This window comes from Streptomyces sp. NPDC006458, from assembly GCF_040612135.1.
GTDB lineage: Bacteria > Actinomycetota > Actinomycetes > Streptomycetales > Streptomycetaceae > Streptomyces.
In genome coordinates this window covers 106,826-132,688 of the sequence record NZ_JBEXPR010000015.1, presented here as the reverse complement: position 1 = coordinate 132,688, position 25,863 = coordinate 106,826, and the positions used below count along the sequence as shown (strand labels likewise).

Genomic DNA, 25,863 nt, shown 5'->3' with positions numbered 1-25,863 from the left:
GGACGTGGTCACCCGGCCACGAACGGCCTGCTACGAAGAGCGCGTCGATAACGGACCACCGCACACAGAAGTGCGGCCTCCCTCGCCGAGCAACTTCAGCAGTCTACTCGGCAGGAAGGCCGCACCCAAAAGGATCATCCGGCCCCCGCTCACGGGGGCACTGCAGAACCCTTACTGCTCGTCGAAGAGGCTCGTCACCGAACCGTCCTCGAACACCTCACGCACCGCGCTCGCGATCGTCGGAGCGATCGACAGCACCGTCAGCTTGTCCAGATCACGACTCAGCTCACCCGGCGTCGGCAGCGTGTTCGTGAACACGAACTCGCTCACCCGGGAGTTCTTCAGCCGGTCCGCCGCCGGACCCGACAGCACACCGTGCGTCGCCGTCACGATGACGTCCTCGGCACCGTGCGCGAACAGCGCGTCCGCCGCCGCACAGATCGTGCCACCCGTGTCGATCATGTCGTCTACCAGGACACACACCCGGCCACGGACCTCACCGACCACCTCGTGGACGGTCACCTGGTTCGCCACGTCCTTGTCACGCCGCTTGTGCACGATCGCCAGCGGCGCGCCCAGCCGGTCGCACCAGCGGTCCGCCACGCGCACACGGCCCGCGTCCGGCGACACGACCGTCAGCTTCTCCCGGTCGACCTTCTCGCCCACGTAGTCCGCGAGCAGCGGCAGCGCGAACAGGTGGTCCACCGGACCGTCGAAGAAGCCCTGGATCTGGTCCGTGTGCAGATCGATCGCCAGGATGCGGTCCGCACCCGCCGTCTTCATCATGTCCGCGACCAGACGCGCCGAGATCGGTTCACGACCCCGGTGCTTCTTGTCCTGTCGCGCGTAACCGTAGAAGGGCACGATGACCGTGATGGAGCGGGCCGACGCGCGCTTCAGCGCGTCGATCATGATCAACTGCTCCATGATCCACTTGTTGATCGGAGCCGTGTGGCTCTGGATCAGGAAGCAGTCCGCACCACGCGCAGACTCCTGGTAGCGGACATAGATCTCACCATTGGCGAAGTCGAAGGCCTTCGTCGGGACGACCCCGACACCCAGCTGGTGGGCAACCTCCTCGGCAAGCTCGGGGTGGGCGCGGCCGGAGAAGAACATCAACTTCTTCTCGCCGGTCGTCTTGATCCCGGTCACAGCACTGTCTCCTCAGAGGTGTCGCAGCTGGGTGTCGAGCAGACCTCGCCACTGGGCGTGAGAGGCCGTCTCAGCTGGGGGTGCGGGTGTGCACCTATCACGGTACGCCGAGTTCGGCGCGCTGGTTTCCGGTCAGCCTTCGCCGCCCGGCTCCCGGGAAGCCGCCTCGGCCGCCTTCGCCGCCGCGCTCCCCGGACGCTTACGAGCCACCCAGCCCTCGATATTCCGCTGCTGACCACGGGCCACGGCCAGCGAACCGGGCGGTACGTCCTTCGTGATGACGGACCCTGCCGCCGTGTAGGCACCGTCGCCGACCGTGACAGGCGCCACAAACATGTTGTCCGAACCCGTGCGGCAGTGCGACCCGACGGTCGTGTGATGCTTGTCCTGCCCGTCGTAGTTCACAAAGACGCTCGCGGCACCGATGTTCGAGTACTCGCCGATCGTCGCGTCACCCACGTACGACAGGTGAGGGATCTTCGTCCCCTCGCCGATGGAGGCGTTCTTCGTCTCCACATACGTACCGATCTTGCCCTTCGCGCCCAGCCGCGTCCCCGGACGCAGATACGCGAACGGCCCCACGCTCGCCGCCGGACCCACGACCGCCCCGTCGGACACCGTGTTGTCCACGCGGGCACCCGCACCCACCCGAGTGTCCTTCAGCCGGCTGTTCGGGCCGACCTCCGCACCCTCGGCGAGATGCGTCGCGCCCTGGAGCTGCGTACCGGGGTGCACCACCACGTCCTGCTCGAACGTCACGGTCGCGTCCACCCACGTGGTCGCCGGGTCGACGACGGTCACGCCCGTCAGCATCGCCCGCGTCAGCAGCCGGTCGTTGAGGATGCGGCGCGCCTCCGCGAGCTGCACGCGGTTGTTGATGCCCGCGATCTCCCGGTGGTCCCCGGCCACGGAGGCGCCGACACGGTGCCCGGCCTCACGCAGGATCCCGAGCACGTCCGTCAGGTACTCCTCGCCCTGGCTGTTGTCCGTGCGCACCTGCTTCAGTGCCTCGGCCAGCAGCCGGCCGTCGAACGCGAACACACCCGAGTTGATCTCCCGGATCTCCCGGACGGTGTCGTCGGCGTCCTTGTGCTCCACGATCGCCGTCACGGCACCGCTGTCGTCCCGCACGATCCGGCCGTAGCCGGTCGCGTCCGGCATCTCGGCGGTCAGCACGGTCACGGCGTTGCCGTCGGCGCAGTGGGTGTCCGCGAGGAGGCGCAGGGTCTCGCCGGTCAGCAGCGGGGTGTCGCCGCAGACGACGACCACGGTCCCGTCGAGGGGGCCGCCGAGCTCCTCCAGACCCATCCGCACGGCGTGCCCGGTGCCGTTCTGCTCCGCCTGCACGGCGGTGCGCACGTCCGGCGCGACCGCGCCGAGGTGGGCCGTGACCTGCTCCCGCGCGTGCCCGACCACGACGACCAGGTTCTCGGGGTCCAGCTCACCGGCGGCGGTCAGCACATGGCCGACCAGACTGCGGCCGCAGATGTCATGCAGGACCTTCGGTGTGGCCGACTTCATACGGGTGCCCTCACCCGCTGCGAGAACGACGACGGCTGCCGGGCGAATGGCGCTCACGGGATGCCCTTCGGCTGTTTGGGGGAGGGGGTGACATCCGCAGGATACCGGGGCGGTGGTGGGGGGATATGAGTGCGGGCCCTGACAGTGTTGTCAGGGCCCGCATCACGTTGGGCTCCCGGGGGAGGACCCGAACTTGCAAAACTGCTCCCGGGGGAGGACTCGAACCCCCATGATCAGAACCAAAATCTGACGTCTTGCCCTTAGACGACCCGGGATTACCGCTATGTCCGGTTTGATAGATCACTCGGACGGACAGCCCCTACTATGCCGTACCAGGCGCCTTCGATGCGACGGTACAACTCGGCTCCCTGCAGGACGTTGACCACCAGGCAGCCGCGGTAGTTCTCGCCCACGTTCTTGCGGACCGTCTTGGGGTTGTGCCTCTTGAGGGTCGTCTTGTTGAACGCCGAGGAGTCGGCGCCCACGAGGTCGGCCCAGTAGCGCTCCGCGCCGGAGATGTCGGCGGTCTCGTGGATCATGACGGCGTACCTCCGTCGTTCTCGCTCGACGCGGAGCAGGTCGAGCCAGGCGAGGAAGACCCTGATCACGCCGGGGTCGCTGTTGACGAACTGGACCTTCTCGCGCCTGGCGTACGGCTTGTCCTTGGAGCCCTCGGCCCAGTAGAGCCCGACACCCAGCAGGAAGAGCTCCCGGTCGGTCAGCGCGCCGATCTCGCTCGCGGCCGCGGCCTTCGACTCCTGGCGCTCCGCGTCCCGTACGGCCAGCTCGTGCTCCCAGCGCTTCCGCGCGGCCAGCCTGGCCTGTTCCGTCGGGTCGCGGCGCTCGGGTCGAGGCAGGTCGCGCACCCACAGCGAGATCGAACTCTTCGAGCACCCCAGCTCCATCTGGATCTGGTCATATGTCCAGCCCTCGAGTCGCAGCTCGCGGGCCTTTGCCCGGAGGTCGTCCTTGGCGTTGGGGCGACTTGTCCATGCCGGGGGCGGCTCGCCCTCCAGGAGCCGGTTGAGGATGTCGTTGTTGTCGACGTGCAGCCGGTCGCGGATCTGGCGCCTGCTGAGCCCCGCCCGCCGCAGCGTCACCGCTCTGTCTCGGAGGCCCTCGAAATCCGCGTACTTGCCTGTGGAATGTGCCATGGGCATACCGTCTGGCCGGAATGGAAGGTTCCGGGGTCGAACGCGGTGCGATTCAACAGTTCGAGGGATATCTGTTGGTTTGGCGGTTATCCGATTACGGGCTGTGGTGTAGGCCAGTCGTCGAAACTCGCCGGAAAAGGGAGGGGTGGCGACCGTAGGCTGGTCGCATGACCACGACGGGGGAAGAGCATGCCGCGGCCCGGCAGGGGCCGTGGTGGTGGGTCAGGTGGCGCGGTGCCCTGCTGGACGGGTCGCTGGCGCTGGTGTCCGCGGTCGAGTGCGGGGCCAGGGGCGTCGAGTTCGCGGGGGACGCCGGGATTCCGGTGGCGGTGGGGGTCGTGTTCGGCGTGCTCGCCGGGTCGGTCCTGCTCGTGCGGCGGCGGTGGCCGATCGCCGTGGTGCTCGTGTCCATCGCGGTCGCCCCGGCGGAGATGGGCTACCTCATGGGCGTCGTGGGTCTCTACACCCTCGCCGCGTCCGAGCTGCCGCGCCGGATCATCGCCTCGCTCGCGGGGATGTCGCTGCTGGGCATGTTCGTGGTGACGTTCGTGCAGGCGCGGCGGCTGTCCGACTCCGAGGTGCGGCTCGGCGAGTGGGCGGTGCCGTTCATCGCGGTGACGATGTCGGTGGGGATGACGGCTCCGCCGTTGCTGCTGGGGATGTACGTCGGTGCGCGGCGTCGGCTGATGGAGAGCCTGCGGGAGCGGGCGGACAGCCTGGAGCGCGAGTTGCAGCTGCTGGCCGAGCGGGCCGAGGAGCGGGCCGAGTGGGCGCGGGGCGAGGAGCGGACGCGGATCGCGCGGGAGATGCACGACGTGGTCGCGCATCGGGTGAGTCTCATGGTGGTGCATGCCGCGGCGTTGCAGGCCGTGGCCCGTAAGGACCCGGAGAAGGCGGCGAGGAACGCCGCGCTGGTGGGGGACATGGGCCGGCAGGCGTTGACGGAGCTGCGGGAGATGCTGGGTGTGCTGCGCAGCGCTGAGGGTTCGCGTGCGCGTGAGGTGCCGCTCGTGGCAGTGGCGGTGGCGGCGTCGCGGGCCGCGGACGAGCAGGCCGAGGGGCCGTCTCTGGAGGAGCTGGAGGAGCTCGTGGGGCAGTCGGCGGCCGCGGGGATGGTGGTCGCGCTGTCGGTGGAGGGCGACGTGCGGGCGTATGCGGCGGAGATCGAGCAGACGGCGTATCGCGTGGTGCAGGAGGCGCTGACGAACGTGCACAAGCACGCGGCGGGCGCGAAGACGTACGTGCGGCTCGCGCATCGGGTCTCGGAGATCGCGATGCAGGTGGAGAACGAGCCGCCGCCGGAGGTGGCGTCGTCGGCGCTGCTGCCGTCCGGTGGGAACGGCCTGGTGGGGATGCGGGAGCGGGTCGTGGCGCTCGGTGGGGTGTTTGTGTCGGGGCCGACGGACGCGGGGGGTTTCCGGGTGTCGGCGGTGATTCCGGCCTCGTAGGGCGCGGCTCGGCCGGCGGTGGTCAGCCGGTGGTGAGGCGGGTGGGCTGTATGCCGGCGACGAGGGTGTTGAGGGCCTGGTCGATGTCGGGGCCGAGGTACCAGTCGCCGGTGTGGTCGAGGGCGTAGACGCGGCCTTCGGTGTCGATGGCGATGAGGCTGCCGGTGTCGGGTTCGGCGCCGAGGGGGCTGACCTCGGTGTCGAGGGCGCGGCCGAGGTCGCCGAGGGTGCGGGCGAGGTGCAGGCCGTGCAGTGGGTCGAGGTGGAGCGCGGCGGGGGCGATCTGGCGGCCGGGGCCGGTGGGGGCGAGGTGGAGGCCGCCGAATTCGGCCCAGGCCTCGACGGCGGCGGGGAAGATGGCGTGCCGGTGGCCCGCGGGGGAGATGTGGTCGCGCAGGGTGTCGGCCCAGATCTCGGCCTGTTTGATGTCCCAGCGTCCGGGGTGCCAGCCGGCGGTGCGCAGGGTGGCGTCGACGGGGACGGGAAAGCGCGTGGTGGAGGCGCGGTCGGGGTGCATCTGTCCTTTGTTCGGTGCGTGGGGCGGGTGCGGGTGTTCGGGCGGGTCAGTCGGCCGTGGTGGCCGGGTCGACGATGCGTACGCCGAAGTGGGCGCTGAGGGCGGTGCAGGCGTGGCAGGGGGTGGCGAAGCCGCCGTGGAGGGGGTCGCCGTCCTCGCGGATGCGGCGGGTGGTGAGTTTGGCCTGTCTGAGGGCTTTGCGGGCTTCGCCGTTGGTCATGGGTTTGCGGGCGGCGCGTTTGCTGCGGTCGGCGTCGGCGGCGGTGATGTGGCGTGAGATGAGGATGGTTTCGGCGCAGCGGCCGGTGGAGCGGTCGCGTCGGTCGCTGGTGAGGGTGTCGAGGAAGTCCTGGACGAGGGGGTGGAGCGGGGGTGGGGTGTCGCCGCGGGCGGCGGTGCCGGTGAGGGTGGCGCCGCGTACGGAGAGGGCGGCGGCGACGGTGGGGAGGATGCCGTCGCGGCGTTGGAGGAGGGTGGGGGTGTGTGGAGTTTCTGTGTGGCTCCATCCCACGCGGGGGTCGCCGTTGGTGGCTGTGTGTGGTCCCGTCCGCGTCGCGTTCATGATCGTCATCCCCTCCCGGGCATCCCCCCGAAGGGTCCAGACTGCCAAATGGCGTGCCTGGTGCGGAAGCTGGGGCGGTGCGACACGCGGGGGTTTGGGCGGGCTGTCACGGCGGGGTGACGGCTGGTCACGGAAGCGGAGGCCCGGTGACCGCCGGAGGTGTACCGCATAGGCTGTCGGTGCCGCGACAGGTGCGGTCAATGCGTTGGTGACAGCGTTCAGCGTGTTGGAGACAGTCGGATACGGACCGTGGTGGGCAGGGTCGGCACTGGGCCGGCGGCTACGGGCCGTACAGAGTGCCGCAGGGGGCAACCGCCATGACGACAGGTCGGCTTGGGCAGCAGGCCGCGCCGCCGAACGCGGCCTACGCCGGGCAGGTCGTGCATTTCCCGGACCCGGTGCGGGCGAGCCGTCATCCGGCGGGGGTGCGGGTGGACGAGCACGGATATCCCGACTTCTCCGCTTATGCGCGTGCGGCGGCGGAGATCGCCGATCCGCCGGAGGGTTTCGGTGTCGACGAGTTGCGGCTGACGGACTACGTGTCGGCGAACGCGGCGCTCGCGGCGTCGGGTCATGTGTTGTGGGACACGGTGCCCGCGGTGGCGACGCCGCACGGCTGGACGTGGCATCACGTGGCGGGTTCGCGGCGGCTGGAGCTGGTTCCGGTCGAGGTGAAGGCGTTGCTGCGGCATCACGGTGGGGTGGCGACGGCGGCGGTGGACCAGGGCAAGCGGGGTACGCGGCCGTTGCAGGAGACGCGTCCGGCGCATTTCGGGCTGCCGAAGTCGGGTGTGGCGGTGACGGAGCAGCAGGTGCAGCAGGTCGAGGAGGACCTGGGGTACCGGCTGCCGGGTGCCTATCGGTCGTTCCTGAAGGCGGCGGGCGGGAGCGCGCCGGTGGGGACGGCTCTGGATCCGGAGTTGGGGCTGCTGCTCGATCAGCCGTTCTTCACGGTGCGGGACGAGGCGGCGGTCAACGACCTGGTGTACGTGAACAAGTGTCTGCGTGACCATCTGACGAAGGACTATCTGGGTGTCTCCTTCGTGCAGGGTGGTCTGCTGGCGGTGAAGGTGAAGGGCGAGCGGGTCGGCTCGGTGTGGTTCTGCGCGTACGACGACGCTCGTGACGTGGATCCCTCGTGGCCGCCGGCCGAGCGGGTGGAGCGGTTGTTGCTGCCCTGCGGTGAGGACTTCGATGTGTTCCTGTCCCGGTTGGCGGGTTCGCCGCCGGAGTTGGAGACGGTGGCGAATCTGATGGTGGACGGCGGCTTCGCGCGGTCCGTGCCGGTCTCGGGCACTGCGGGGGAGTGAGCTTCGCGATGGTGACGTTTGCGCAGGCGCAGGAGCGCGCCGAGGAGTGGGTCAACGGGGACGTTCCCTCGTATCAGCATCGTGAGGTGCGGGTGCGGGAGTTCGGGCTCGGTTTCGTGGTGTGGGCGGAGGACCGTGCGGACGGTCCGCGTTCGGACGGTGGTGCGCAGCGGCTGGTGATCGCCCGTGACAGTGGCGAGGCGACGCTGTGGCCGGGGCTGCCGGTGGGTGAGGTGATCCGCCGGTACGAGGAGGAGTACGGGGTGAGTGCGCAGGTTCCGGCGGACGCGCCGCCGCCGGCTGCCGCGCGGGTCGATCTGAATCAGACGTCGTTCCTGTTGACTCCGCCGGAGTGGTTGCAGGAGGCGGCGGACCGGATGGGCGTTCCGGATCGGCGGGAGGCCGGGACTTCGGGGGCCGGTTCGGCGGCGGCCGGGTCCGCGGGCTCGGGTTCGGCCGGTGCGGCCGGGGGTTCGGCGTTGCCGGAGACGCAGGCCGGGGTGCCGCTGGCTCAGACGCAGGCGGGGGTGCCGGCGGGTGGTGCGCCCGTGGGCGGCATGCCCGGTGGTGAGTCAACGGGCGGTGCCGCTTTTCCGGGGACGCCCGCGCCCGGGGTTTCGGGGGCCGGAGTTTCGGTGCCCGCGCCCTCGCCGGGTGGCGGTTCCCTGGGCGGGCCGGTGCCGGGGGCGACTCCCTGGGCGGGGACGGACACCAACGCCGATGCCGGTGAGGACCGTTCCGTTCCGCTGCCCGAGACGGTGTTCGCTCCGCCGCTGAGCGGGCTGGACGAGGCTGTGCCGCCGCCGGTGGCGCCGGAGGCCAAGACGGCCCTGATCTCGGGCGGCAGTCAGCTGCCGCGGACCACGATCGAACCGGCGCTGCGGGACCCGCACGGACCGGGAGCGCACGGACCGGGCGCGCAGGTGCCGGGAGCGCACGCTCCGGGTGCGCCGCAGGGCAGTACGCCTCCGCCGGTGCCGGGCACGCCTCCGCCGGTGCCGGGCACGCCGCCGTACGGCTATCCGCAGGGGCCGGGCGCGGGGAGCGCGGGCGGCGCCCAGGGTGCCGTGCCTCAGGCGCCCGCCGGTCCGGGTGCGCCGGGGCGGCTCGCGCCGAACGCCGGTGACATCGCCGACGCCGCCACCAGCAAGGCCACGCCTCCGCCGCGCCGGGCGCGGGGCGGTGCGACGCCGCCTCCGCCGCCGGGTGTTCCGGGGGCACCGGGCACCCGGCCCGGGGGCGCGACGCCGCCTCCGCCGGGGGCGCCGGGGGTTCCCGGCGTGCCGGGAGCGCACAACCCGGGTACGCCGCAGGGCAGTACGCCGCCGCCGGCTCCCGCTGCGCCGGGTGCTCCCGGTGCCGGGACGGGTGGGTACATCCCCACGCAGCTCGTGTCCGCGCTGGGCCCCGACGGCCCGCAGGTCGCGGGCGGACCCGGCGCGCCGCAGCCGCCGGGCGCGCCGGGCGGTACGCCGCCGGGCGGTGTCCACCACGCGGCGACGATGCTGGCCGACCCGGGCCGGGGTGGCACGGGCGGTGGCGCCCCGCAGCCTCCGGGCGCTCCGGGTGCTCCGGGAGTGCCGCAGGCGCCGGGCGCACCCGGTGTGCCGGGCGCCTCGAACGCGCCGCACGCTCCCGGCGCCCCGCAGCCGCCGGGCATGCCGGGCATGCCCGGCGTGGGTCACGCCCCCGGTGCTCCCGGTGCGCCTGGTGCACCCGGCTCCGCGGGCGGCCCGCAGGGTGCCGTGCACCACGCGGAGACCGTGCTGGCGGCCCCTCCGGTCGCCGGGCCGGGCGTGCCTCCGCCGCCCTCGGCTCCCGGTGCCCCCGGCGTTCCGGGCGTCCCCGGTATGCCGCCGGGCGTGGGCGTGCCGCAGCCGATGGCGCCGGGTGGACCGGGTACGCCTCCGCCGGCGTACGGCTATCCGCAGCAGCCGCCCACCGGGCTGCCCACGGTCGGTCCGGGCTACCAGGCGGTGCTGCGCTACCGGGCGCAGGACGGCTCCGAGCAGCAGCTGATCCGGCGTTCGGCGCCGGGTACGCCGCACCCGGAGTGGCAGATCTTCCATGAGCTGCGGGCGATGAACGTGCCGCCGGACCAGGTGCTGGAGCTGCACACCGAGCTGGAGTCGTGCGAGCTGCCGGGTGCGTACTGCGCGCGGATGATCCGGGAGCAGTGGCCGCAGGCGCGGATCACGAGCATCGCGCCCTACGGCACGGATCACGCGAGCCGGCAGCAGGGGATGCGGCAGTTGCTGGCGCACCAGGGCGAGTTGCACCAGGTGGCGGACGGTCCGGCGCGGCCGGCTCCGGTGCGGGCGCCGTTGTCCGGGGTGCGGCCTCTGCCGCCGGTCCCGCCGGAGGCCGTGGCGCAGGAGCTGGCGGCGGCGTTCGGGCCGGGGGTGTTCCGTTTCGAGCAGGCGGCGGTGTCCCGGCAGGGTGTGCCGCCGGTCGTGGCGCACACGCTGGTCGTGGCGGGGCTGCCGCTGGACATGGGCCCGTTCTTCTGGGCGCAGGCCCAGCCGGGGCGGCCGGTGCCGACGCTGGCGGAGCTGGCGGCGGAGCGGGGTGTGCAGCCGGCCGCGGACGCGGGCTCGTACCTGGTGATGGGTACGGACTTCGGCCGGGCGATCTGTGTGCAGTACGGGACGGCGAACATCGTCGCGGTGCCGGTGGAGGCGGGGCCCGGTGGGGCGCCGGTGCCGCCGCAGTTCGTGAACACCGGTCTGCCGGAGTTGGTGCGCTGTCTGGCTCTGCTGGGCCGGATGTGGCGGCTGCGGTTCGGGCTGAACCAGGAGCAGGCGGGCCGCTGGACCGTCGACTTCCAGGCGCAGCTCGCCTCGCTGGACCCGGCGGCGCTGGGGTCGCCGGAGAGCTGGTGGTCGGTGCTGCTGGAGCAGATGTGGGACGGGCTGCTGTGACGTCTCGTCACTGACGGCGAAGCGCGTTCCACGCGCGTGTGGAGGGGCCGGACCGGGTCGTTGGACGACCGGTCCGGCCCTTCTGTGTTTGGTTCACGTAACTTATGTGCGGAGTGTCGCGTTATGAACACTTCCGTCCGATCCATCAAGATGTGCGCGAAATCGAAAAGCGCGAGCACTCGATCGAAAGCGTTCGTGTGTCGCGGGCGCACGTCGTCGTGCCCATGTGGCGTGCGCGGATCGGCGGAGAGGGGTTCCAGGGATGAGCAGCGCACCGGTGTCGCCGCACGGCTTCGTGGCCGTCCGGGGGCGTGGCTACCGTCCGGCGCAGGTGGAGCGGTTCATGACGGCGCTGTGCCGGGACCGGGACGCCGCCTGGGAGCGGGCCGCCCGGCTGACCGTGCTGGCCAAGGGGATGGAGGCGGAGGCCGAGCGGCTTCGCGAGACGGTGGCGGGGCTCGCTCCGCAGACGTACGACGCGCTCGGGGAGCGTGCCCGGTGTCTCTTCCGGCTCGGGGTGGAAGAGGCGGCGGAACTGCGTGAGCGGGCGCGGAGCGCGGCGCGGGAGCAGGTCGCGCGGGCCGAGTCGTACGCCGAGGGCGTACGCGGGCAGGCGCACGAGGCCGCCGAGGCGGTGCGCGCGGACGCCGAGGAACGCGCCCGTCAGCTGCTGCTGGCCGCGCGCGCCGAGGCGGACGATGTGCGCGTGACCAGCCGTCGCGAGGTCAAGGAGCGGCGTACCGAGGCGCTCGCCGCCCTGCGTGAGATGCGTCACCGCACCGCCGCCGTGCTCGCCGAGCAGGACAAGGAGCACGCCGAGCGCCGGGCCGCCGCCGAGCGTGAGGCCGAGGAGGCTGCCGCCGCCCTCGACGCCCACCACGCCCGGCTCGTCGCGCGGGCGGAGGCCGCCCTGTCCGAGGCCGAGCAGGCGTTCGCCGAGGCCGAGGAGTCCGCCCGCCATCGGCAGGAGGAGGCACGCGCGCGTGCCGCCGAACTCCTCGCCGAGGCCCGGCTGCGCGAGGACCGTATCGCCCGTGAGACCGAGCGCGTCCTGCGTGAGCACGGCGAGCGCTGGGACGATGTGCACGCCCATATCGACCATGTCCGCGACAGCCTGGCGTCCCTGACGGGCGGCAGGCTGCCCGCGGAGTAGCGCGCGGGGCCGGGGTGTCAGTTCTTCCTGACCGCCCCCGCCAGGATCCAGCCCTCGACCGCCTCGTACTGGTGTCGCTGTTCCGCCGCCTTGCCGCGGCCGGAGGCCAGTGTGCCGAGCCAGCCGAGGGCGAAGCCGAGCGGGACGGTGACGAGGCCGGTGGTGGTGAAGGGGAAGAAGTTGAAGTCGGCCTCGGGGAAGGCGGAGTGGGGCGAGCCGGAGACGAGGTTGGTGCCCGGCAGCAGCAGGAAGACGGAGAGGGTGCCGCCGATGAGAGTCCACAGCAGGCCGGTACGGGTGTAGCGGCGCCAGAAGAGGCTGTAGACGAGGGCGGGGGCGAGCGCGGAGGCGCCGATGCAGAAGGAGACCGTCACCAGCGGCTGGAGGCTGCGGTGCTGGACGAGCGTGGCGAGCAGGACGGCGGGGATGCCGACGGCGAGGGCGGAGATCCGGGCCAGGGCCATCTCATGGCGGCCGGAGGTCTCGCGTCTGCGGGTGGCGTAGACGTCGTGGGCGAGGGAGTTGGCGCAGGCGAGGATCATCCCGGCGACCGAGGCGAGCAGCGTCAGGAACAGCGCGGTGGTGACGGCGGTGAACAGGAAGGTCTCCGCGGTGGACATCTCGGCCCCGAACGCGGCCCTTGAGCCGAGCAGATAGGCGGAGTTGCCCTGCGGGTCGGCCTGGGTGAGCGCGGCGCGTCCGATCAGGGCGGTCGCCCCGAAGCCGACGACGGTGATGACGAGCACGAACAGGGCGACGGTGGACACGGCCCAGGACATCGAGCGGCGCACCTGACGGGCGCTGGAGGCGGTGTACATGCGCATGGTGACGTGCGGCAGGCAGGCGCCGCCGAGGACGACGGCCAGCTGCGAGCTGACCATGTCGAGTGCGGGGAACGGGCCGCCCGAGAACTCCAGGCCGGAGCGCAGGAAGGCGTCGCCGACCCCGCTCTGCGCGGCGGCGGCGCCGAACAGGGCGCCCGGGTCCCAGTCGAAGCGGTTCAGCATCAGCGCGGCGACGACGGCGCCGGAGCCGAGCAGCATCACCATCTTCACCATCTGGATCAGGGCGGTGCCCTTCATGCCGCCGATGGCGGCGTAGCTGATCATCAGCGCGCCGACGCCGACGATGCAGCCGGTCTGCACCGACTCGCCGGAGAAGCCGAGGATGAAGGAGAGCAGCTGTCCGGTGCCGGCGAGCTGCACCAGCATCAGCGGCAGCAGTGCCGCGAGGGTCACCAGGCTTGCGGCGATGCGCACCTTGCGGCCCGGCATGCGGCGGGCGAAGGCGTCGCCCATGGTGAACCGGCCCGCGTTGCGCAGGGGTTCGGCCAGCAGGAACATCAGCAGCATCAGCGACAGGGCGGTGCTCAGGGCGAGTACGACACCGTCGTAGCCGTAGAGCGCGATGACTCCGCCGGTGCCGAGGACGGTCGCGGCGGAGATGTAGTCACCGGCGATGGCCAGGCCGTTGCGCATGGGGGACAGGGAGTTGTAGCCGGTGTAGAACTCGTCGAGGTCGTCCCGGTCAGGGCCGGTCATCACGCACAGCAGCAGGGTGACGGTGGCGACGGCGGTGAACGCCATCAGGGACAGGGTCTGGCTGGTGTCGCTGAAGCCGGTCATCGCGTGGCCCCCCGCTTGGCGTCGAGCCGGGCCTGCTCCCGGATGCGGCTGGCGATGGGGTCGACGTAGCGGCGGGCCGTGTACTCGTACAGGCCGATCGCCAGCCAGGTGACGGGGACCTGGACGAGGGCGAGGAGCAGTCCGACGGGCAGGCCGGCGGTGACGGTGCCGGCCATGAAGCCGGGGGCGAACGCCGACAGGAGCAGGAACAGCACGAAGTAGCCGAGCGCGGTGAGCGTGGCGGTGCGGCGCTGCCAGCGGTAGGCGCTGCGCAGGATGCGCAGGTCGCTGTGGTGGCCGAGCGGGGCGTGCACGGGGGCGGGCCGCCGGGCGGGCGGCTCGGGGCTCGGCGCGGGCTGCCAGGGGTAGGTGGGGCCCTGTTCGCCGTGGTGGTGCGTGCCGGGGCCGCCGTGGCCCGGATACGGTCGCCCGTCCTGGCCGGGGTACGGGAGGCCGCCCTGGCTCTCGCCGCCGTAGGGCTGACCGCCGTAGGGCTGACCGCCGTACGACCGTGGCGTGAACGAGGGCGGGGTGTACGGGGGCGGGGTGGGCGGTGGGCCGGTGTGCGGGTACGACGGGGACGGGTCGTAGGACATCCCGGGGCTCCTTGCGTGGCTCGGGTCCGTGGCGGCGGACCGCAGGGAGTGGGGGGCACGGGCCACGCACGCTACTCGCCGGGAACTTATTGCGCGAGGGTTTCGACAAACTGAGTGGTCGGTAACCGTTTCCCGCGCTGACCTGCGGTGTTACCGCCGTTAACTCGGACTTTTGGCGACCCCGCCCGGTCCGTCCGATCGGTCCGCGAGCTCGCCGGGCCCGCTTCCCGGGTCCGGGGGCAGCACCGGAAACCGTCGCGGGGCGACGAACAGCAGCACCGCGAACGCCACCGCGGCGGCGATCGCGGCGCCCAGATACACGGCGTGGACGGCGTCCGCGACGGCCCGTCGGGTCGCCTCGGCCGCGGCGCCGGAGTCGAGGGCGTGGGTCACCGAGTCGAGGTCGCCCGCGCCGCCCAGGCGGGCGGCGAGGACACCGTTGGCGACGGCGCCGAAGACCGCGGCGCCCACGGTCTGCCCGGTCTGGCGGCAGAAGAGGATCGAGGCGGTGGCGGTGCCGCGCTCGGACCAGCCGACCGTGGACTGCACCCCCACGATGAGCGGGAGCTGGAAGAAGCCGAGCGCCCCGCCGAGCAGCAGCATCAGCAGCGCGGGCTGCCAGGCCTCGCCGGGGTAGGGCAGCAACGGGAAGGCGAACAGGATCAGCGCGGCCGTGCCGATGCCCAGCAGGGCGCTGTCCCGGAAGCCGATCCGCCGGTACAGGTGCTGGCTGTGCGCGGCGGCGATGGGCCAGCTCAGCGTCCACACGCACAGCACGAAGCCCGCCGCGACCGGGCCGAGACCGAGCACGGACTGGGCGTAAGTCGGCAGGAACACCGTGGGAGCCACCATCAGCAGACCGAGCGCCGCGAGGGCGAGGTTGACCGCGGCGATGGTGCGCCGCCGCCACACCCAGCCCGGGATGATCGGCTCGGCCGCACGGCGTTCCACGGCGACGACCACACCGGCCAGCACCAGCCCCGCGGCGAACAGGGCCAGCGAGGGCGCCGACAGCCACGGCCAGGCCACCCCGCCCTGCACCAGCGCGGTCAGCAGGACCCCGCCGCAGGCGAACACGGCCAGCGCGCCGGCCCAGTCCACGCGCGCGCGTGCCGCGGACCGGTGCTCCCCGCGCGCGCGTGCCGCGGATTTCCGCTCGGGCTCGTGCAGATGACGGACCAGCAGCCACAGCGCCAGGCCGCCGACGGGCAGATTGACCAGGAAGATCCAGCGCCAGTCGGCGTACCCGGCGAGCAGACCGCCGATCGCGGGGCCCGTCACCGCGGACACCGCCCACACGGTGGACAGCTTCGCCTGTATCTTCGGGCGCTCCTTGAGCGGGTACAGGTCCGCGGCGAGGGTCTGTACGGTGCCCTGCAGCGCGCCGCCGCCCAGCCCCTGGACGACGCGGAAGGCGATCAGCGCGCCCATGTTCCAGGCGAGCGCGCACAGCAGGGAGCCGAGCAGGAACAGCACGGCGCCGGCGACCAGGACGGGTTTGCGGCCGAAGGTGTCGGAGAGCTTGCCGTAGACGGGCAGGGTGACCGTGACGGCCAGCAGATATCCCGAGAACAGCCAGGAGAAGACGGAGAAGCCGCCCAGGTCCCCGACGATCTGCGGGACGGCGGTGGAGACGATCGTGGAGTCCAGGGCGGCCAGCGCCGTAGTCAGCATGAGCCCCGCGACCACGGGCCCGCGCCGCCGCGGCGGACCGTCCTTCTGTGCGGTGTCGGTGGTCGCGGGTCCGGTACTGCCCACGTGTCGTCCTCCCGGTTCGCCGTCGCCTCGCGGTGGTCGTTGCCTCTTGCACCCATCTGCTGGCGAACAGCTTCCCACTTGAGCCTGACGCGACGGCAGGGTGGAGGCTGAGTGCGACCGGAGACGTACCCGGACCCCCAGGAGCACTCCGCCCAGCGGCGGACTCCCCTAGGGGTACCTCCGTACTTCGGTTCGGGGAGGGTTCGTCCCGCCGGAGGACGAGACGGACCGGGCCCCGTCCTTAACCTGGCTTTACGTCGACAGGGGCGGCCCGCCACACCTTCGGGGGTGGGGTTTTCCCCCGGTGAAGACGGGGTCCGGCACCAGCGCGCCGGACCCCTCCCGGGGACCAGACTCATCGGCGTAACAGCGATTCCGGCCGGCCGGCCACCTCGGCACCGAGGGACCCGGACGACCGTCCACTGACCGACTTAGGAGACATACCGTGACATCGGCTGTGACCATTCCCGGGCACAAGAGCACTGGAGGGCGTACGGCCGTTGCCGCGCGGGCGCGGCAGGTCGTCAAGGCGTACGGGTCCGGCGAGACCCGGGTCGTCGCCCTGGACCACGTCGACGTGGACATCGCACGCGGGCAGTTCACCGCGATCATGGGCCCCTCGGGCTCCGGCAAGTCCACGCTGATGCACTGCCTGGCCGGGCTCGACACCGTGACGAGCGGTCAGATCTACGTGGACGACACCGAGATCACCGCCCTGAAGGACAAGAAGCTCACCCAGCTGCGCCGGGACCGGATCGGCTTCATCTTCCAGGCCTTCAACCTGCTGCCCACCCTGAACGCCATCGAGAACATCACGCTCCCGATGGACATCGCCAGCCGCAAGCCCGACAAGGCGTGGCTGGACCGTGTGGTGGAGACCGTCGGCCTGGCGGGCCGGCTCAAGCACCGTCCCACCCAGCTGTCCGGCGGTCAGCAGCAGCGGGTCGCCGTCGCCCGCGCGCTCGCCGCCCGGCCCGAGATCATCTTCGGTGACGAGCCGACCGGAAACCTCGACTCGCGCGCCGGCGCGGAGGTCCTCGGCTTCCTGCGTCGCTCGGTCGACGAACTCGGCCAGACCATCGTCATGGTCACCCACGACCCCGTCGCCGCCTCCTACGCCGACCGCGTGCTCTACCTTGCCGACGGCCGCATCGTCGACGAGATGCACAATCCCACCGCCGAGCAGGTGCTGGACCGCATGAAGGACTTCGACGCCCGGGGGCGTACGTCATGACCGTGCTCAAGACCTCACTGCGCAACTTCTTCGCGCACAAGGGGCGCATGGCCCTGTCCGCGGTGGCGGTGCTGCTCTCCGTGGCGTTCGTGTGCGGCACGCTCGTGTTCACCGACACCATGAACACGACGTTCGACAAGCTGTTCGCCGCCACCGCCTCCGACGTCACCGTCACCCCCGAGGACGCCTCCGAGACCGGCGAGACCACCGCCGACAACGGCAAGCCGCCGGTCATGCCGGCCTCCGTCGCCGACAGGGTCCGCGCGGTCGACGGCGTGAAGTCGGCCGAGGGGACCGTCTTCTCCACCTCCGTGACCGTTATCGACGCCGACAAGGACAGCCTCTCGCCGTCCGGCGGCGCCCCCACCATCGTCGGCAGCTGGAACGCCAACGAGGCCCGCACCATGAAGATCTCCTCCGGCACCGCGCCGGAGGGCTCCGGCCAGGTCATGGTCGACGCGGACACCGCCGACAAGCACCACCTCGCGCTCGGCGACCGGATCTCCGTGATCACGGCCGTCGGCACGCACAAGGCGAAGATCTCCGGCATCGCCGACTTCACCGTCACCAACCCCGGCGCTGCGATCTTCTACCTCGACACCCCGACCGCCCAGCAGGCCCTCGTCGGCGAGAAGGACGTCTACACCGACATCAACGTCACCGCCGCGGACGGCCTGAGCGACGCGCAGGTCAAGAAGAGCATCGCCGCCGCCCTCGACGGCGACTACAAGGTGCAGACCGCCAAGGAGGTCGCCGACGCCAACGCCGAGGACGTCGGCGAGTTCATGAACGTCATCAAGTACGCCATGCTCGGCTTCGCCGGGATCGCGTTCCTGGTCGGCGTCTTCCTGATCATCAACACCTTCTCCATGCTGGTCGCCCAGCGCACCCGGGAGATCGGCCTGATGCGGGCCATCGGATCGAGCCGCAAGCAGGTCAACCGGTCCGTGCTCGTCGAGGCGCTGCTGCTCGGCGTCGTCGGCTCCGTCCTCGGCGCCGCCGCGGGCGTCGGCCTCGCGATCGGGCTGATGAAGCTCATGGGCGCCATGGGCGTGAACCTGTCCACCGACGACCTGACCATCGCCTGGACCACCCCCGCGATCGGCCTGGTCCTCGGCGTCGTCGTCACCGTCCTCGCCGCCTACCTGCCGGCCCGCCGCGCGGGCAGGATCTCCCCGATGGCCGCCCTGCGCGACGCGGGCACCCCCGCCGACGGCAGGGCCGGCATCGTCCGCGCCCTCATCGGACTCGTCCTGACCGGCGCGGGCGGATTCGCCCTCTACGTCACCACCACCGTGGACAAGGCGAGCGAGGGCGTCCAGTTCCTCGGCCTCGGCATCGTCCTCACCCTCATCGGCCTCGTGGTGATCGGACCGGTCCTCGCCGGCGGCGTGGTGCGGGTGCTCAGCGCCGTACTGCTGCGGATCTTCGGCCCCGTCGGCCGCATGGCCGAGCGCAACGCCCTGCGCAACCCGCGCCGTACCGGCGCCACCGGTGCCGCGCTGATGATCGGCCTCGCGCTCGTCGCCTGCCTGTCCGTGGTCGGGTCCTCCATGGTCGCCTCGGCCACCGACGAACTCGACAAGAGCGTCGGCACCGACTTCATCATCGGCAACGACGCCGGCCAGCTCATCACCCCGCAGGCCGTCCAGGCCGTCAAGAACACGCCCGGCCTCACCCACGTCACCGAGTACAAGTCGCTCGATGCCGACTTCCGCACCCCCGACGGCAGGACGGCCAAGGACACCTCGGTCACCGCCGCCGACCCGACCTACGCCGAGGACCTGCGCGTCGAGACCGTCCAGGGCACCCTCGCCGACGCCTACCGGCCCGACTCGATGTCCGTCCACGAGGAGTTCGCCTCGGACCACGGCATCCGCATCGGCTCCAAGGTCGCCGTCTCCTTCGGCGACGGCGCCACCGCCCGGCTCACCGTCCGCGCCATCACCAGCAGCGACGCCGTGATCGACCAGGGCGCGATGTACACCTCGATCGCCACGCTCGCCAAGTACGTGCCGGCCGAGAAGATGCCGCTCGACCAGATGGTCTTCGCCGCGGCGGAGGACGGTCGGGAAGCCGCCGCCTACAAGGCGCTCAAGACCTCCCTGGACGACTACCCGCAGTACCAGGTCCGCGACCAGACCGACTACAAGGAGGCCCTCAAGGACCAGGTCGGCCAGCTGCTGAACATGATCTACGGCCTGCTCGCCCTGGCGATCGTCGTCGCGATCCTCGGTGTCGTGAACACCCTCGCCCTGTCGGTGGTCGAGCGCACCCGGGAGATCGGCCTGATGCGGGCCATCGGCCTCTCGCGGCGCCAGCTTCGCCGGATGATCCGTCTGGAGTCGGTGGTCATCGCCCTCTTCGGCGCGCTGCTCGGCCTCGGCCTCGGCATGGGCTGGGGCGCCACCGCCCAGCAGCTGCTCGCCCTGGAGGGCCTGAAGGTCCTGGAGATCCCCTGGCCGACGATCACGGCCGTCTTCGTCGGCTCGGCCTTCGTGGGACTGTTCGCCGCGCTGATCCCGGCGTTCCGGGCGGGACGGATGAACGTCCTGAATGCGATCGCCACGGACTAGACCGCCGCCCGGCGGTCGTCGGAACCACCGCATACGGGGGTTGCGGGGGCAAGGGGCCCGGCCCCGGAGTCACACCGACTCCGGGGGCCGGGCCCCTGGACGTGGCGGAAGACCGCGGGTGACATGGTGCGGCCCTTTCACTCCGCCGGGTGATCGCGCCCGCGTGGACGTACTCTGGGAACCCCCGGCCCGCCCCGCGTGTCGGGCCCTTCGCGTTGCCCACCCCGGACGGAAAGCCCCTCCATGAGCCTGCACGGTCTGCTCGACGCCGTCGTCAAGGACACCGCCCTCGCGGAAGCGGTCAAGGCGGCCGCGGCCGGCGACCGCATGCACGTCGACCTGGTCGGCCCGCCGGCCACCCGCCCCTTCGCGGTGGCCGCCCTGGCCCGCGAGAGCGGCCGTACGGTCCTCGCCGTCACCGCGACCGGCCGGGAGGCGGAGGACCTGGCGGCTGCCCTGCGCTCGCTGCTGCCGCCGGACGGGGTTGTCGAGTACCCCTCCTGGGAGACGCTGCCGCACGAGCGGCTCAGCCCGCGCAGCGACACCGTCGGCCGCCGCCTGGCCGTGCTGCGCCGCCTCGCGCACCCGAGCTCCGACGACGTCGAGACCGGCCCGGTCTCCGTCGTCGTCGCCCCCGTGCGATCCGTGCTCCAGCCGCAGGTCAAGGGCCTGGGCGACCTGGAGCCGGTCGCGTTGCGCAACGGGCAGACGGCCGACCTCGACGAGGTCGTCGAAGCCCTCGCGGCGGCCGCCTACGCGCGCGTGGAGCTGGTCGAGAAGCGCGGCGAGTTCGCCGTGCGCGGCGGCATCCTCGACGTGTTCCCGCCGACCGAGGAACACCCCCTGCGCATCGAGTTCTGGGGCGACGACGTCGAGGAGGTCCGCTACTTCAAGGTCGCCGACCAGCGCTCCCTGGAGGTCGCCGAGCACGGCCTGTGGGCGCCTCCGTGCCGGGAACTGCTGCTGACCGACGACGTCCGCACGCGCGCGCGTGCCCTCGCCGAACAGCACCCCGAGCTCGGCGAACTGCTCGGCAGGATCGCCGAGGGCATCGCGGTGGAGGGCATGGAGTCCCTCGCTCCCGTCCTGGTCGACGACATGGAACTGCTCATCGACGTCCTGCCCGAGGGCGCCATGGCCGTCGTGTGCGACCCGGAGCGGGTGCGCACGCGGGCCGCGGACCTCGTGGCCACCAGCCATGAGTTCCTCCAGGCGTCCTGGGCCGCCACCGCGGGCGGCGGCGAGGCGCCCATCGACGTCGGCGCGGCCTCCCTGTGGTCCATCGCGGACGTCCGCGACCGCGCGCGCGAGCTGGACATGATGTGGTGGTCGGTGTCGCCGTTCGCGGCGGACATCGAACTGGAGGCCGACACCCTCAAGCTCGGCATGCACGCCCCCGAGACCTATCGCGGCGACACCGCCAAGGCGCTCGCCGACACCAAGGGCTGGCTCGCCGACGGCTGGCGCACCGTCTTCGTCACCGAGGGCCACGGCCCGGCCGCCCGCACCGTCGAGGTGCTCGGCGGCGAGGGCGTCGCGGCCCGCCTGGAGGCGGACCTGGGCGAGATCGAGCCGTCGGTCGTGCACGTGTCGTGCGGGTCCATCGACTACGGCTTCGTCCACCCGGCGCTGAAGGTCGCCGTCCTCACCGAGACCGACCTGTCCGGGCAGAAGGCCGCCGGCAAGGACGGCGCCCGCATGCCCGCGCGGCGCCGCAAGACCATCGACCCGCTCACCCTGGAGCCGGGCGACTACATCGTCCACGAGCAGCACGGCGTCGGCCGCTACATCGAGATGGTCCAGCGCACCGTGCAGGGCGCCACCCGCGAGTACCTCGTCGTCGAGTACGCCCCCGCCAAGCGCGGCCAGCCCGGCGACCGCCTCTACATCCCCACCGACCAGCTGGAGCAGATCACCAAGTACGTCGGCGGCGAGGCGCCCACCCTGCACCGCCTGGGCGGCGCCGACTGGACCAAGACCAAGGCCCGCGCCAAGAAGGCCGTCAAGGAGATCGCCGCCGACCTGATCAAGCTCTACAGCGCCCGCATGGCCGCCCCGGGCCACGCCTTCGGCGGCGACTCGCCCTGGCAGCGCGAGCTGGAGGACGCCTTCCCCTACGCGGAGACGCCCGACCAGCTCACCACGATCGCCGAGGTCAAGGAGGACATGGAGAAGTCGATTCCCATGGACCGCCTGATCTGCGGCGACGTCGGCTACGGCAAGACCGAGATCGCCGTCCGGGCCGCCTTCAAGGCCGTCCAGGACGGCAAGCAGGTGGCTGTGCTGGTGCCGACCACACTGCTGGTGCAGCAGCACTTCGGCACGTTCGGCGACCGGTACGCGCAGTTCCCGGTGAGCGTGAAGGCGCTGTCCCGCTTCCAGACGGACACCGAGGCGAAGGCCGTCCTGGAGGGGCTGCGCGAGGGTTCCGTGGACGTCGTCATCGGCACCCACCGGCTGTTCTCCTCCGAGACCAAGTTCAAGGACCTCGGCCTGGTCATCGTCGACGAGGAGCAGCGGTTCGGCGTCGAGCACAAGGAGCAGCTGAAGAAGCTGCGCGCCAACGTCGACGTCCTGACGATGTCCGCGACCCCCATCCCCCGCACCCTCGAAATGGCCGTGACCGGCATCCGTGAGATGTCCACGATCACCACGCCTCCGGAGGAGCGGCACCCGGTGCTGACCTTCGTCGGGCCGTACGAGGAGAAGCAGATCGGCGCCGCGATCCGCCGTGAACTGCTGCGTGAGGGCCAGGTCTTCTACATCCACAACCGCGTGGAGTCCATCGACCGGGCGGCGGCGAGACTGCGCGAGATCGTCCCCGAGGCGCGGATCGCGACCGCGCACGGCCAGATGTCGGAGCAGGCCCTGGAGCAGGTCGTCGTCGACTTCTGGGAGAAGAAGTTCGACGTGCTCGTCTCCACGACCATCGTCGAGTCCGGCATCGACATCTCCAATGCCAACACCCTGATCGTGGAGCGCGGCGACACCTTCGGCCTCTCCCAGCTGCACCAGTTGCGCGGCCGCGTCGGCCGTGGCCGCGAGCGTGGCTACTCGTACTTCCTCTACCCGCCGGAGAAGCCGCTGACCGAGACCGCCCACGAGCGGCTCGCCACCATCGCCCAGCACACGGAGAGGGGCGCGGGCATGTACGTGGCGATGAAGGACCTGGAGATCCGCGGCGCGGGCAACCTCCTCGGCGGCGAGCAGTCCGGTCACATCGCGGGCGTCGGCTTCGACCTGTACGTCCGGATGGTCGGCGAGGCCGTCGCGGACTACCGGCGCCAGCTGGAGACCGGCGGGATCGAGGAGGAGCCGCCGCTGGAGGTCAAGATCGAGCTCCCGGTCGACGCGCACGTCCCGCACGACTACGCGCCCGGCGAGCGGCTGCGCCTGCAGGCCTACCGGGCCATCGCCTCCGCCAACTCGGAGGAGGACGTCAAGGCCGTCCGCGAGGAACTCGTCGACCGCTACGGCAAGTTGCCCGAGCCGGTGGAGAACCTGCTGCTGGTGGCCGGTCTGCGGATGCTCGCGCGGGCGTGCGGGGTCGGCGAGATCGTCCTGCAGGGCACCAACATCCGTTTCGCGCCGGTGGAGTTGCGCGAGTCGCAGGAGCTGCGGCTGAAGCGGCTGTACCCCGGGTCCGTCATCAAGCCGGCCGTGCACCAGGTGCTGGTGCCGCGTCCGAAGACGGCGAAGGTGGGCGGGAAGCCGTTGGTCGGACGGGAGTTGCTGGGCTGGGTGGGGGAGTTCCTGGCGACGGTGCTGGGGTCGTAGGCGCCGGGCCGTCCGGGGCGGGGCGGGGTGGTGCCGGGTCGGTGTCGGGTCGGTGCGGTGCCGGGTCGGGTCGGGTCGGCCCTTTCGGCAGGCCGGGGTTTCCACGGGCTGGCGGTTTCCACAGGCCGAGCGCTTTCCACAGGCCGGGGGTTTTCCACAGGCCGGAGATGCGGTCGGGGCCCTGTGGTTGGCTGAGGGAGCAGCGAACGGGGGTACGCCATGAGTGAGCACGTGGAAGTAGAGGGTGCCGGCGCCGAGGCCAATGGTGGCGGTGGGGCGGTCGGCGTGGGGCGCCCGCCGGCCGCGGCGAACGCGGCGCTGGCGTGGCCCGAGGCTCCGCACCTCCAGCACGCGGACGGCACGGCGACCGACGAGGGCCGCGAGTTGCGCCGCCGTGTGGACGAGGACACCGACCGCTTGGCCGCCGGGCCCTGGATATCGCTCGGCCCCCGGCACACCGACCGCCTCGCCGAACTCCTGGGCGACCACTGGGCCGCGGTGCTGTCGTCCGGGCTGCTGCCGTCGGAGACGACGCTGGGGATCGGCAGGGTGTAGCGGGCGCCGGGAGCGCGAGTGCCGCGGCGCCGCGGCCCGGAGCCCGAGGGCCGGGCCGTCCTGACGCCGACGGACGGATCCGTGAGGCTCTGCCCCTACGGCTGTTGCTGCTGGTCGGGCGGGTTGTCGCGGTCCATGCCGAGCCGCTGCTCCGCCTGCTGCTGAGCGGAGTCGACCTGACTCTCGTACTTGTTGCCCGTCCTCTCGTTGGCCTTGCGTTCGGCCGTGTCGGACATGTCCTTGGTCTTGTCCTGGGCCGACTTGTTGTGCTTGAACCTGTCGAAGATGCCCATCCAGAGCTCCTTCCGAGGGGGACTCAGAACCGACGATACGCCCGACTTGTTCGGTATGTGCACTTAGGGCGTATCTGGTCTGGACCTCTTGCCCGCTACGGTGGCGTGGCAGGCAAGGGTGTTCCAGGGGAGGGCGCACAGTGACACGTCCAAGGGGTGGAGGCGTCGCCGCGGCGGCGGTGGCGGCTGCCGTGTTCCTGGTCTCGGGGTGCGAGGGCCTCGGCGAGGACGGTTCTTCCGCCGGATCCGGATCGACCGCCTCGGACGGACGGGCCGTCACTCCGTTGAGGAACCCGGACGGCACGAAGTCAGGGCTGGCGCCCGTGACGACCGGGACGGACAAGGAAGCGGCCCGCCGGCTCATCGAGGAGCTGGTCACGAAGGGGCGGGGGCCGAAGACGGGATACGACCGTGACAGGTTCGGCTACGCGTGGATGGACACGGCGGACGGGGTGCCGCTGGCGAGGAACGGCTGCGACACACGGAACGACCTGCTGCGACTCCACGGACGGAACATCCGGTTCCGCGCCGGTTCCGACTGCGTGGTCGTGTCGATGGACCTGTACGACCCTTACACCGGCAAGGACATCGCCTGGAAGAAGGCGCACGCCACCGAGGTGCAGATAGACCATGTGGTGCCGTTGTCGTACGCCTGGCAGATGGGCGCCGCCCGCTGGGGCAAGGACAAGCGGCAGAGGTTGGCCAACGACGTACTGAACCTTCTGCCGGTCTCGGGGCCCACGAACTCCGCCAAGCGCGACTCGGGCCCGGCCGCCTGGCTGCCGCCGAACAGGGCGATCCGCTGCTCCTACGCGGTCCGCTTCGCACAGGTGGCCCTCAAGTACGACCTCGCCGTGACGGCGGCTGACAAGGCGATGATGCTTGGGCAGTGCCAGGACTGACGGCACCCGAAAATCCGTTTCCCGCCGCTCCGGCGCCTGCCTACCGTGGCCCCATGGACGTGAAGGTATCGAGTCTCGCCGACCGCCCCGAACTGCTGGAGCCGCTGTTCGAGATGGCGGACACCTGGCCGGAGTTCGTCACGCAGGACATGGTGGGGAACGCGCACTACGGGCGGGTCGCCACGGAGTTCCCGCGGTTCGTGCTGGTTGCCGAGGACGGGCGCGGTGAGGTGGTCGCGCATGCCTTCAGTGTGCCCTTCGCGCTGGACGCCGAGGGGCGGGGCGAACTGCCCGCGCGCGGCTGGGACCAGGTGCTCGTCTGGGCCTTCTCCGACCTGCGCCGCGGTGCCGAGCCCGACACGGTGAGTGCCATATCAGTCGTCGTCGCGCCCCACGCCCAGGGCACGGGCCTGTCCGGCCGGATGCTCACCGCGATGCACGACAACGCCCGCGCGCTCGGCTTCCGCCAGGTCGTCGCGCCCGTACGCCCCAACGCCAAGCACCTCGAACCGCGCATCCCGATGCGGGAGTACGCCTTCCGGGTGCGCTCCGACGGTCTGCCGCACGACCCCTGGCTGCGGGTGCACGCCCGCGCGGGCGCCGCCGTGGAGTCGGTGGCGCCCGCGTCGATGACCGTGGCGGCCTCGCTGGAGGAGTGGCGCCGCTGGACCGGCCTGCCCTTCGATGCGGAGGGCGAGGTGGAGGTGCCGGGCGCGCTGGCCCCGGTGCGCTGCTCGCTCACGCACGGGCACGCGGTGTACGTCGAGCCGAACGTCTGGATGCGGCGGGTGTTCTGAACCCGTCGGCGG

17 protein-coding genes, 1 tRNA gene and 2 pseudogenes are annotated in these 25,863 nt (G+C 71.7%); 10 read left to right on the top strand and 10 right to left on the bottom strand.

All coding sequences use genetic code 11. From position 1 onward, the window contains the following. Positions 1-171 precede the first annotated feature (171 nt). The 4 genes from ABZZ79_RS21460 to ABZZ79_RS21445 all read right to left on the bottom strand — a co-directional run bounded on the left by ABZZ79_RS21460 (position 172) and on the right by ABZZ79_RS21445 (position 3,827). Positions 172-1,152, bottom strand: coding sequence for a ribose-phosphate diphosphokinase (locus ABZZ79_RS21460; RefSeq protein WP_356691005.1), 981 nt, complete (start codon positions 1,150-1,152; stop codon positions 172-174). A 132-nt stretch (positions 1,153-1,284) separates the two neighbouring features. Next, entirely contained in the window at positions 1,285-2,730 is a 1,446-nt protein-coding gene (gene glmU / locus ABZZ79_RS21455; protein WP_356691003.1) for a bifunctional UDP-N-acetylglucosamine diphosphorylase/glucosamine-1-phosphate N-acetyltransferase GlmU, read from the bottom strand. Between the two features lie 147 nt (positions 2,731-2,877). Beyond that, positions 2,878-2,948 (bottom strand) — tRNA-Gln (locus ABZZ79_RS21450). A gap of 6 nt (positions 2,949-2,954) precedes the next feature. Further along, on the bottom strand, positions 2,955-3,827 hold the full coding sequence (locus ABZZ79_RS21445) for a hypothetical protein (protein WP_356691001.1): 873 nt from the start codon (positions 3,825-3,827) through the stop codon (positions 2,955-2,957). A gap of 167 nt (positions 3,828-3,994) precedes the next feature. Here ABZZ79_RS21445 and ABZZ79_RS21440 point away from each other — a divergent pair, with 167 nt between their 5' ends. Continuing rightward, entirely contained in the window at positions 3,995-5,275 is a 1,281-nt protein-coding gene (locus tag ABZZ79_RS21440) for a histidine kinase (protein ID WP_356690999.1), read from the top strand. A 22-nt stretch (positions 5,276-5,297) separates the two neighbouring features. On the opposite strand, the gene ABZZ79_RS21435 is transcribed toward ABZZ79_RS21440, so the two are convergent. After that, the gene (locus ABZZ79_RS21435; RefSeq protein WP_356690997.1) at positions 5,298-5,792 is read right to left on the bottom strand and encodes an SUKH-3 domain-containing protein; all 495 of its coding nucleotides are present in this window, start codon (positions 5,790-5,792) and stop codon (positions 5,298-5,300) included. Between the two features lie 46 nt (positions 5,793-5,838). Beyond that, positions 5,839-6,363, bottom strand: a complete 525-nt coding sequence (locus tag ABZZ79_RS21430) for a YwqJ-related putative deaminase (protein WP_356690995.1) — start codon at positions 6,361-6,363, stop codon at positions 5,839-5,841. A gap of 308 nt (positions 6,364-6,671) precedes the next feature. On the opposite strand from ABZZ79_RS21430, the gene ABZZ79_RS21425 reads away from it, so the two are divergent. From ABZZ79_RS21425 to ABZZ79_RS21415, 3 genes are all read left to right on the top strand, one after another. Continuing rightward, positions 6,672-7,664: an SMI1/KNR4 family protein gene (locus ABZZ79_RS21425; protein ID WP_356690993.1), complete on the top strand. Its 993-nt coding sequence runs from the start codon at positions 6,672-6,674 to the stop codon at positions 7,662-7,664. An 8-nt stretch (positions 7,665-7,672) separates the two neighbouring features. Then, complete coding sequence (locus tag ABZZ79_RS21420) at positions 7,673-10,585, top strand: SUKH-4 family immunity protein (RefSeq protein WP_356690991.1); 2,913 nt, start codon at positions 7,673-7,675, stop codon at positions 10,583-10,585. 262 nt (positions 10,586-10,847) lie between these two features. Further along, a complete protein-coding gene (locus ABZZ79_RS21415) occupies positions 10,848-11,738 on the top strand; it encodes a cellulose-binding protein (RefSeq protein ID WP_356690989.1) in 891 nt (296 codons plus the stop codon). Positions 11,739-11,755: 17 nt separating this feature from the next. Here ABZZ79_RS21415 and ABZZ79_RS21410 read toward each other — a convergent pair whose 3' ends face one another. The 3 genes and pseudogenes from ABZZ79_RS21410 to ABZZ79_RS21400 form a co-directional block, all read right to left on the bottom strand. Next, positions 11,756-13,363, bottom strand: a complete 1,608-nt coding sequence (locus tag ABZZ79_RS21410) for a cation acetate symporter (RefSeq protein ID WP_356690987.1) — start codon at positions 13,361-13,363, stop codon at positions 11,756-11,758. Then, positions 13,360-13,734, bottom strand: a pseudogene (locus tag ABZZ79_RS21405) (DUF485 domain-containing protein); the annotation flags it as partial. The gene ABZZ79_RS21410 and the pseudogene ABZZ79_RS21405, both read right to left, overlap by 4 nt. A 384-nt stretch (positions 13,735-14,118) precedes the next feature. Continuing rightward, positions 14,119-15,717, bottom strand: a complete 1,599-nt coding sequence (locus ABZZ79_RS21400) for an MFS transporter (RefSeq protein WP_356690985.1) — start codon at positions 15,715-15,717, stop codon at positions 14,119-14,121. Between the two features lie 445 nt (positions 15,718-16,162). On the opposite strand from ABZZ79_RS21400, the gene ABZZ79_RS21395 reads away from it, so the two are divergent. From ABZZ79_RS21395 to ABZZ79_RS21380, 4 genes and pseudogenes are all read left to right on the top strand, one after another. Next, complete coding sequence (locus tag ABZZ79_RS21395; protein WP_356690983.1) at positions 16,163-16,951, top strand: ABC transporter ATP-binding protein; 789 nt, start codon at positions 16,163-16,165, stop codon at positions 16,949-16,951. Further along, entirely contained in the window at positions 16,948-19,527 is a 2,580-nt protein-coding gene (locus ABZZ79_RS21390; protein WP_356690981.1) for an FtsX-like permease family protein, read from the top strand. Before ABZZ79_RS21395 ends, ABZZ79_RS21390 begins: the two co-directional genes overlap by 4 nt. A gap of 243 nt (positions 19,528-19,770) precedes the next feature. Beyond that, positions 19,771-23,304, top strand: coding sequence for a transcription-repair coupling factor (mfd, locus tag ABZZ79_RS21385; protein WP_356690979.1), 3,534 nt, complete (start codon positions 19,771-19,773; stop codon positions 23,302-23,304). Positions 23,305-23,592: 288 nt separating this feature from the next. Beyond that, positions 23,593-23,859 (top strand): annotated as a pseudogene (locus ABZZ79_RS21380) (hypothetical protein); the annotation flags it as partial. A gap of 95 nt (positions 23,860-23,954) precedes the next feature. Here the strand turns inward: ABZZ79_RS21380 and ABZZ79_RS21375 are convergent. Then, positions 23,955-24,152 (bottom strand): antitoxin, encoded by a 198-nt coding sequence (locus tag ABZZ79_RS21375; RefSeq protein WP_356690977.1) that lies wholly within the window; start codon positions 24,150-24,152, stop codon positions 23,955-23,957. Positions 24,153-24,292: 140 nt separating this feature from the next. Between ABZZ79_RS21375 and ABZZ79_RS21370 the strand changes: the two genes are divergently transcribed. Both ABZZ79_RS21370 and ABZZ79_RS21365 read left to right on the top strand, forming a co-directional pair. Next, positions 24,293-25,054: an HNH endonuclease family protein gene (locus ABZZ79_RS21370; protein WP_356690975.1), complete on the top strand. Its 762-nt coding sequence runs from the start codon at positions 24,293-24,295 to the stop codon at positions 25,052-25,054. 53 nt (positions 25,055-25,107) lie between these two features. Then, positions 25,108-25,851: an N-acetyltransferase gene (locus ABZZ79_RS21365; RefSeq protein WP_356690973.1), complete on the top strand. Its 744-nt coding sequence runs from the start codon at positions 25,108-25,110 to the stop codon at positions 25,849-25,851. The last annotated feature ends 12 nt before the right edge of the window (positions 25,852-25,863 follow it).

Excerpts from the sequence above, each read along its gene's own strand:
- mfd (WP_356690979.1), top strand. The coding sequence starts at position 19,771 with ATGAGCCTGCACGGTCTGCTCGACGCCGTCGTCAAGGACACCGCCCTC.
- ABZZ79_RS21410 (WP_356690987.1), bottom strand. The coding sequence starts at position 13,363 with ATGACCGGCTTCAGCGACACCAGCCAGACCCTGTCCCTGATGGCGTTC.
- ABZZ79_RS21445 (WP_356691001.1), bottom strand. The coding sequence starts at position 3,827 with ATGGCACATTCCACAGGCAAGTACGCGGATTTCGAGGGCCTCCGAGAC.
- ABZZ79_RS21420 (WP_356690991.1), top strand. The coding sequence starts at position 7,673 with ATGGTGACGTTTGCGCAGGCGCAGGAGCGCGCCGAGGAGTGGGTCAAC.
- ABZZ79_RS21390 (WP_356690981.1), top strand. The coding sequence starts at position 16,948 with ATGACCGTGCTCAAGACCTCACTGCGCAACTTCTTCGCGCACAAGGGG.
- ABZZ79_RS21375 (WP_356690977.1), bottom strand. The coding sequence starts at position 24,152 with ATGGGCATCTTCGACAGGTTCAAGCACAACAAGTCGGCCCAGGACAAG.
- ABZZ79_RS21415 (WP_356690989.1), top strand. The coding sequence starts at position 10,848 with ATGAGCAGCGCACCGGTGTCGCCGCACGGCTTCGTGGCCGTCCGGGGG.
- ABZZ79_RS21430 (WP_356690995.1), bottom strand. The coding sequence starts at position 6,363 with ATGACGATCATGAACGCGACGCGGACGGGACCACACACAGCCACCAAC.
- ABZZ79_RS21435 (WP_356690997.1), bottom strand. The coding sequence starts at position 5,792 with ATGCACCCCGACCGCGCCTCCACCACGCGCTTTCCCGTCCCCGTCGAC.
- ABZZ79_RS21365 (WP_356690973.1), top strand. The coding sequence starts at position 25,108 with ATGGACGTGAAGGTATCGAGTCTCGCCGACCGCCCCGAACTGCTGGAG.
- ABZZ79_RS21425 (WP_356690993.1), top strand. The coding sequence starts at position 6,672 with ATGACGACAGGTCGGCTTGGGCAGCAGGCCGCGCCGCCGAACGCGGCC.
- ABZZ79_RS21440 (WP_356690999.1), top strand. The coding sequence starts at position 3,995 with ATGACCACGACGGGGGAAGAGCATGCCGCGGCCCGGCAGGGGCCGTGG.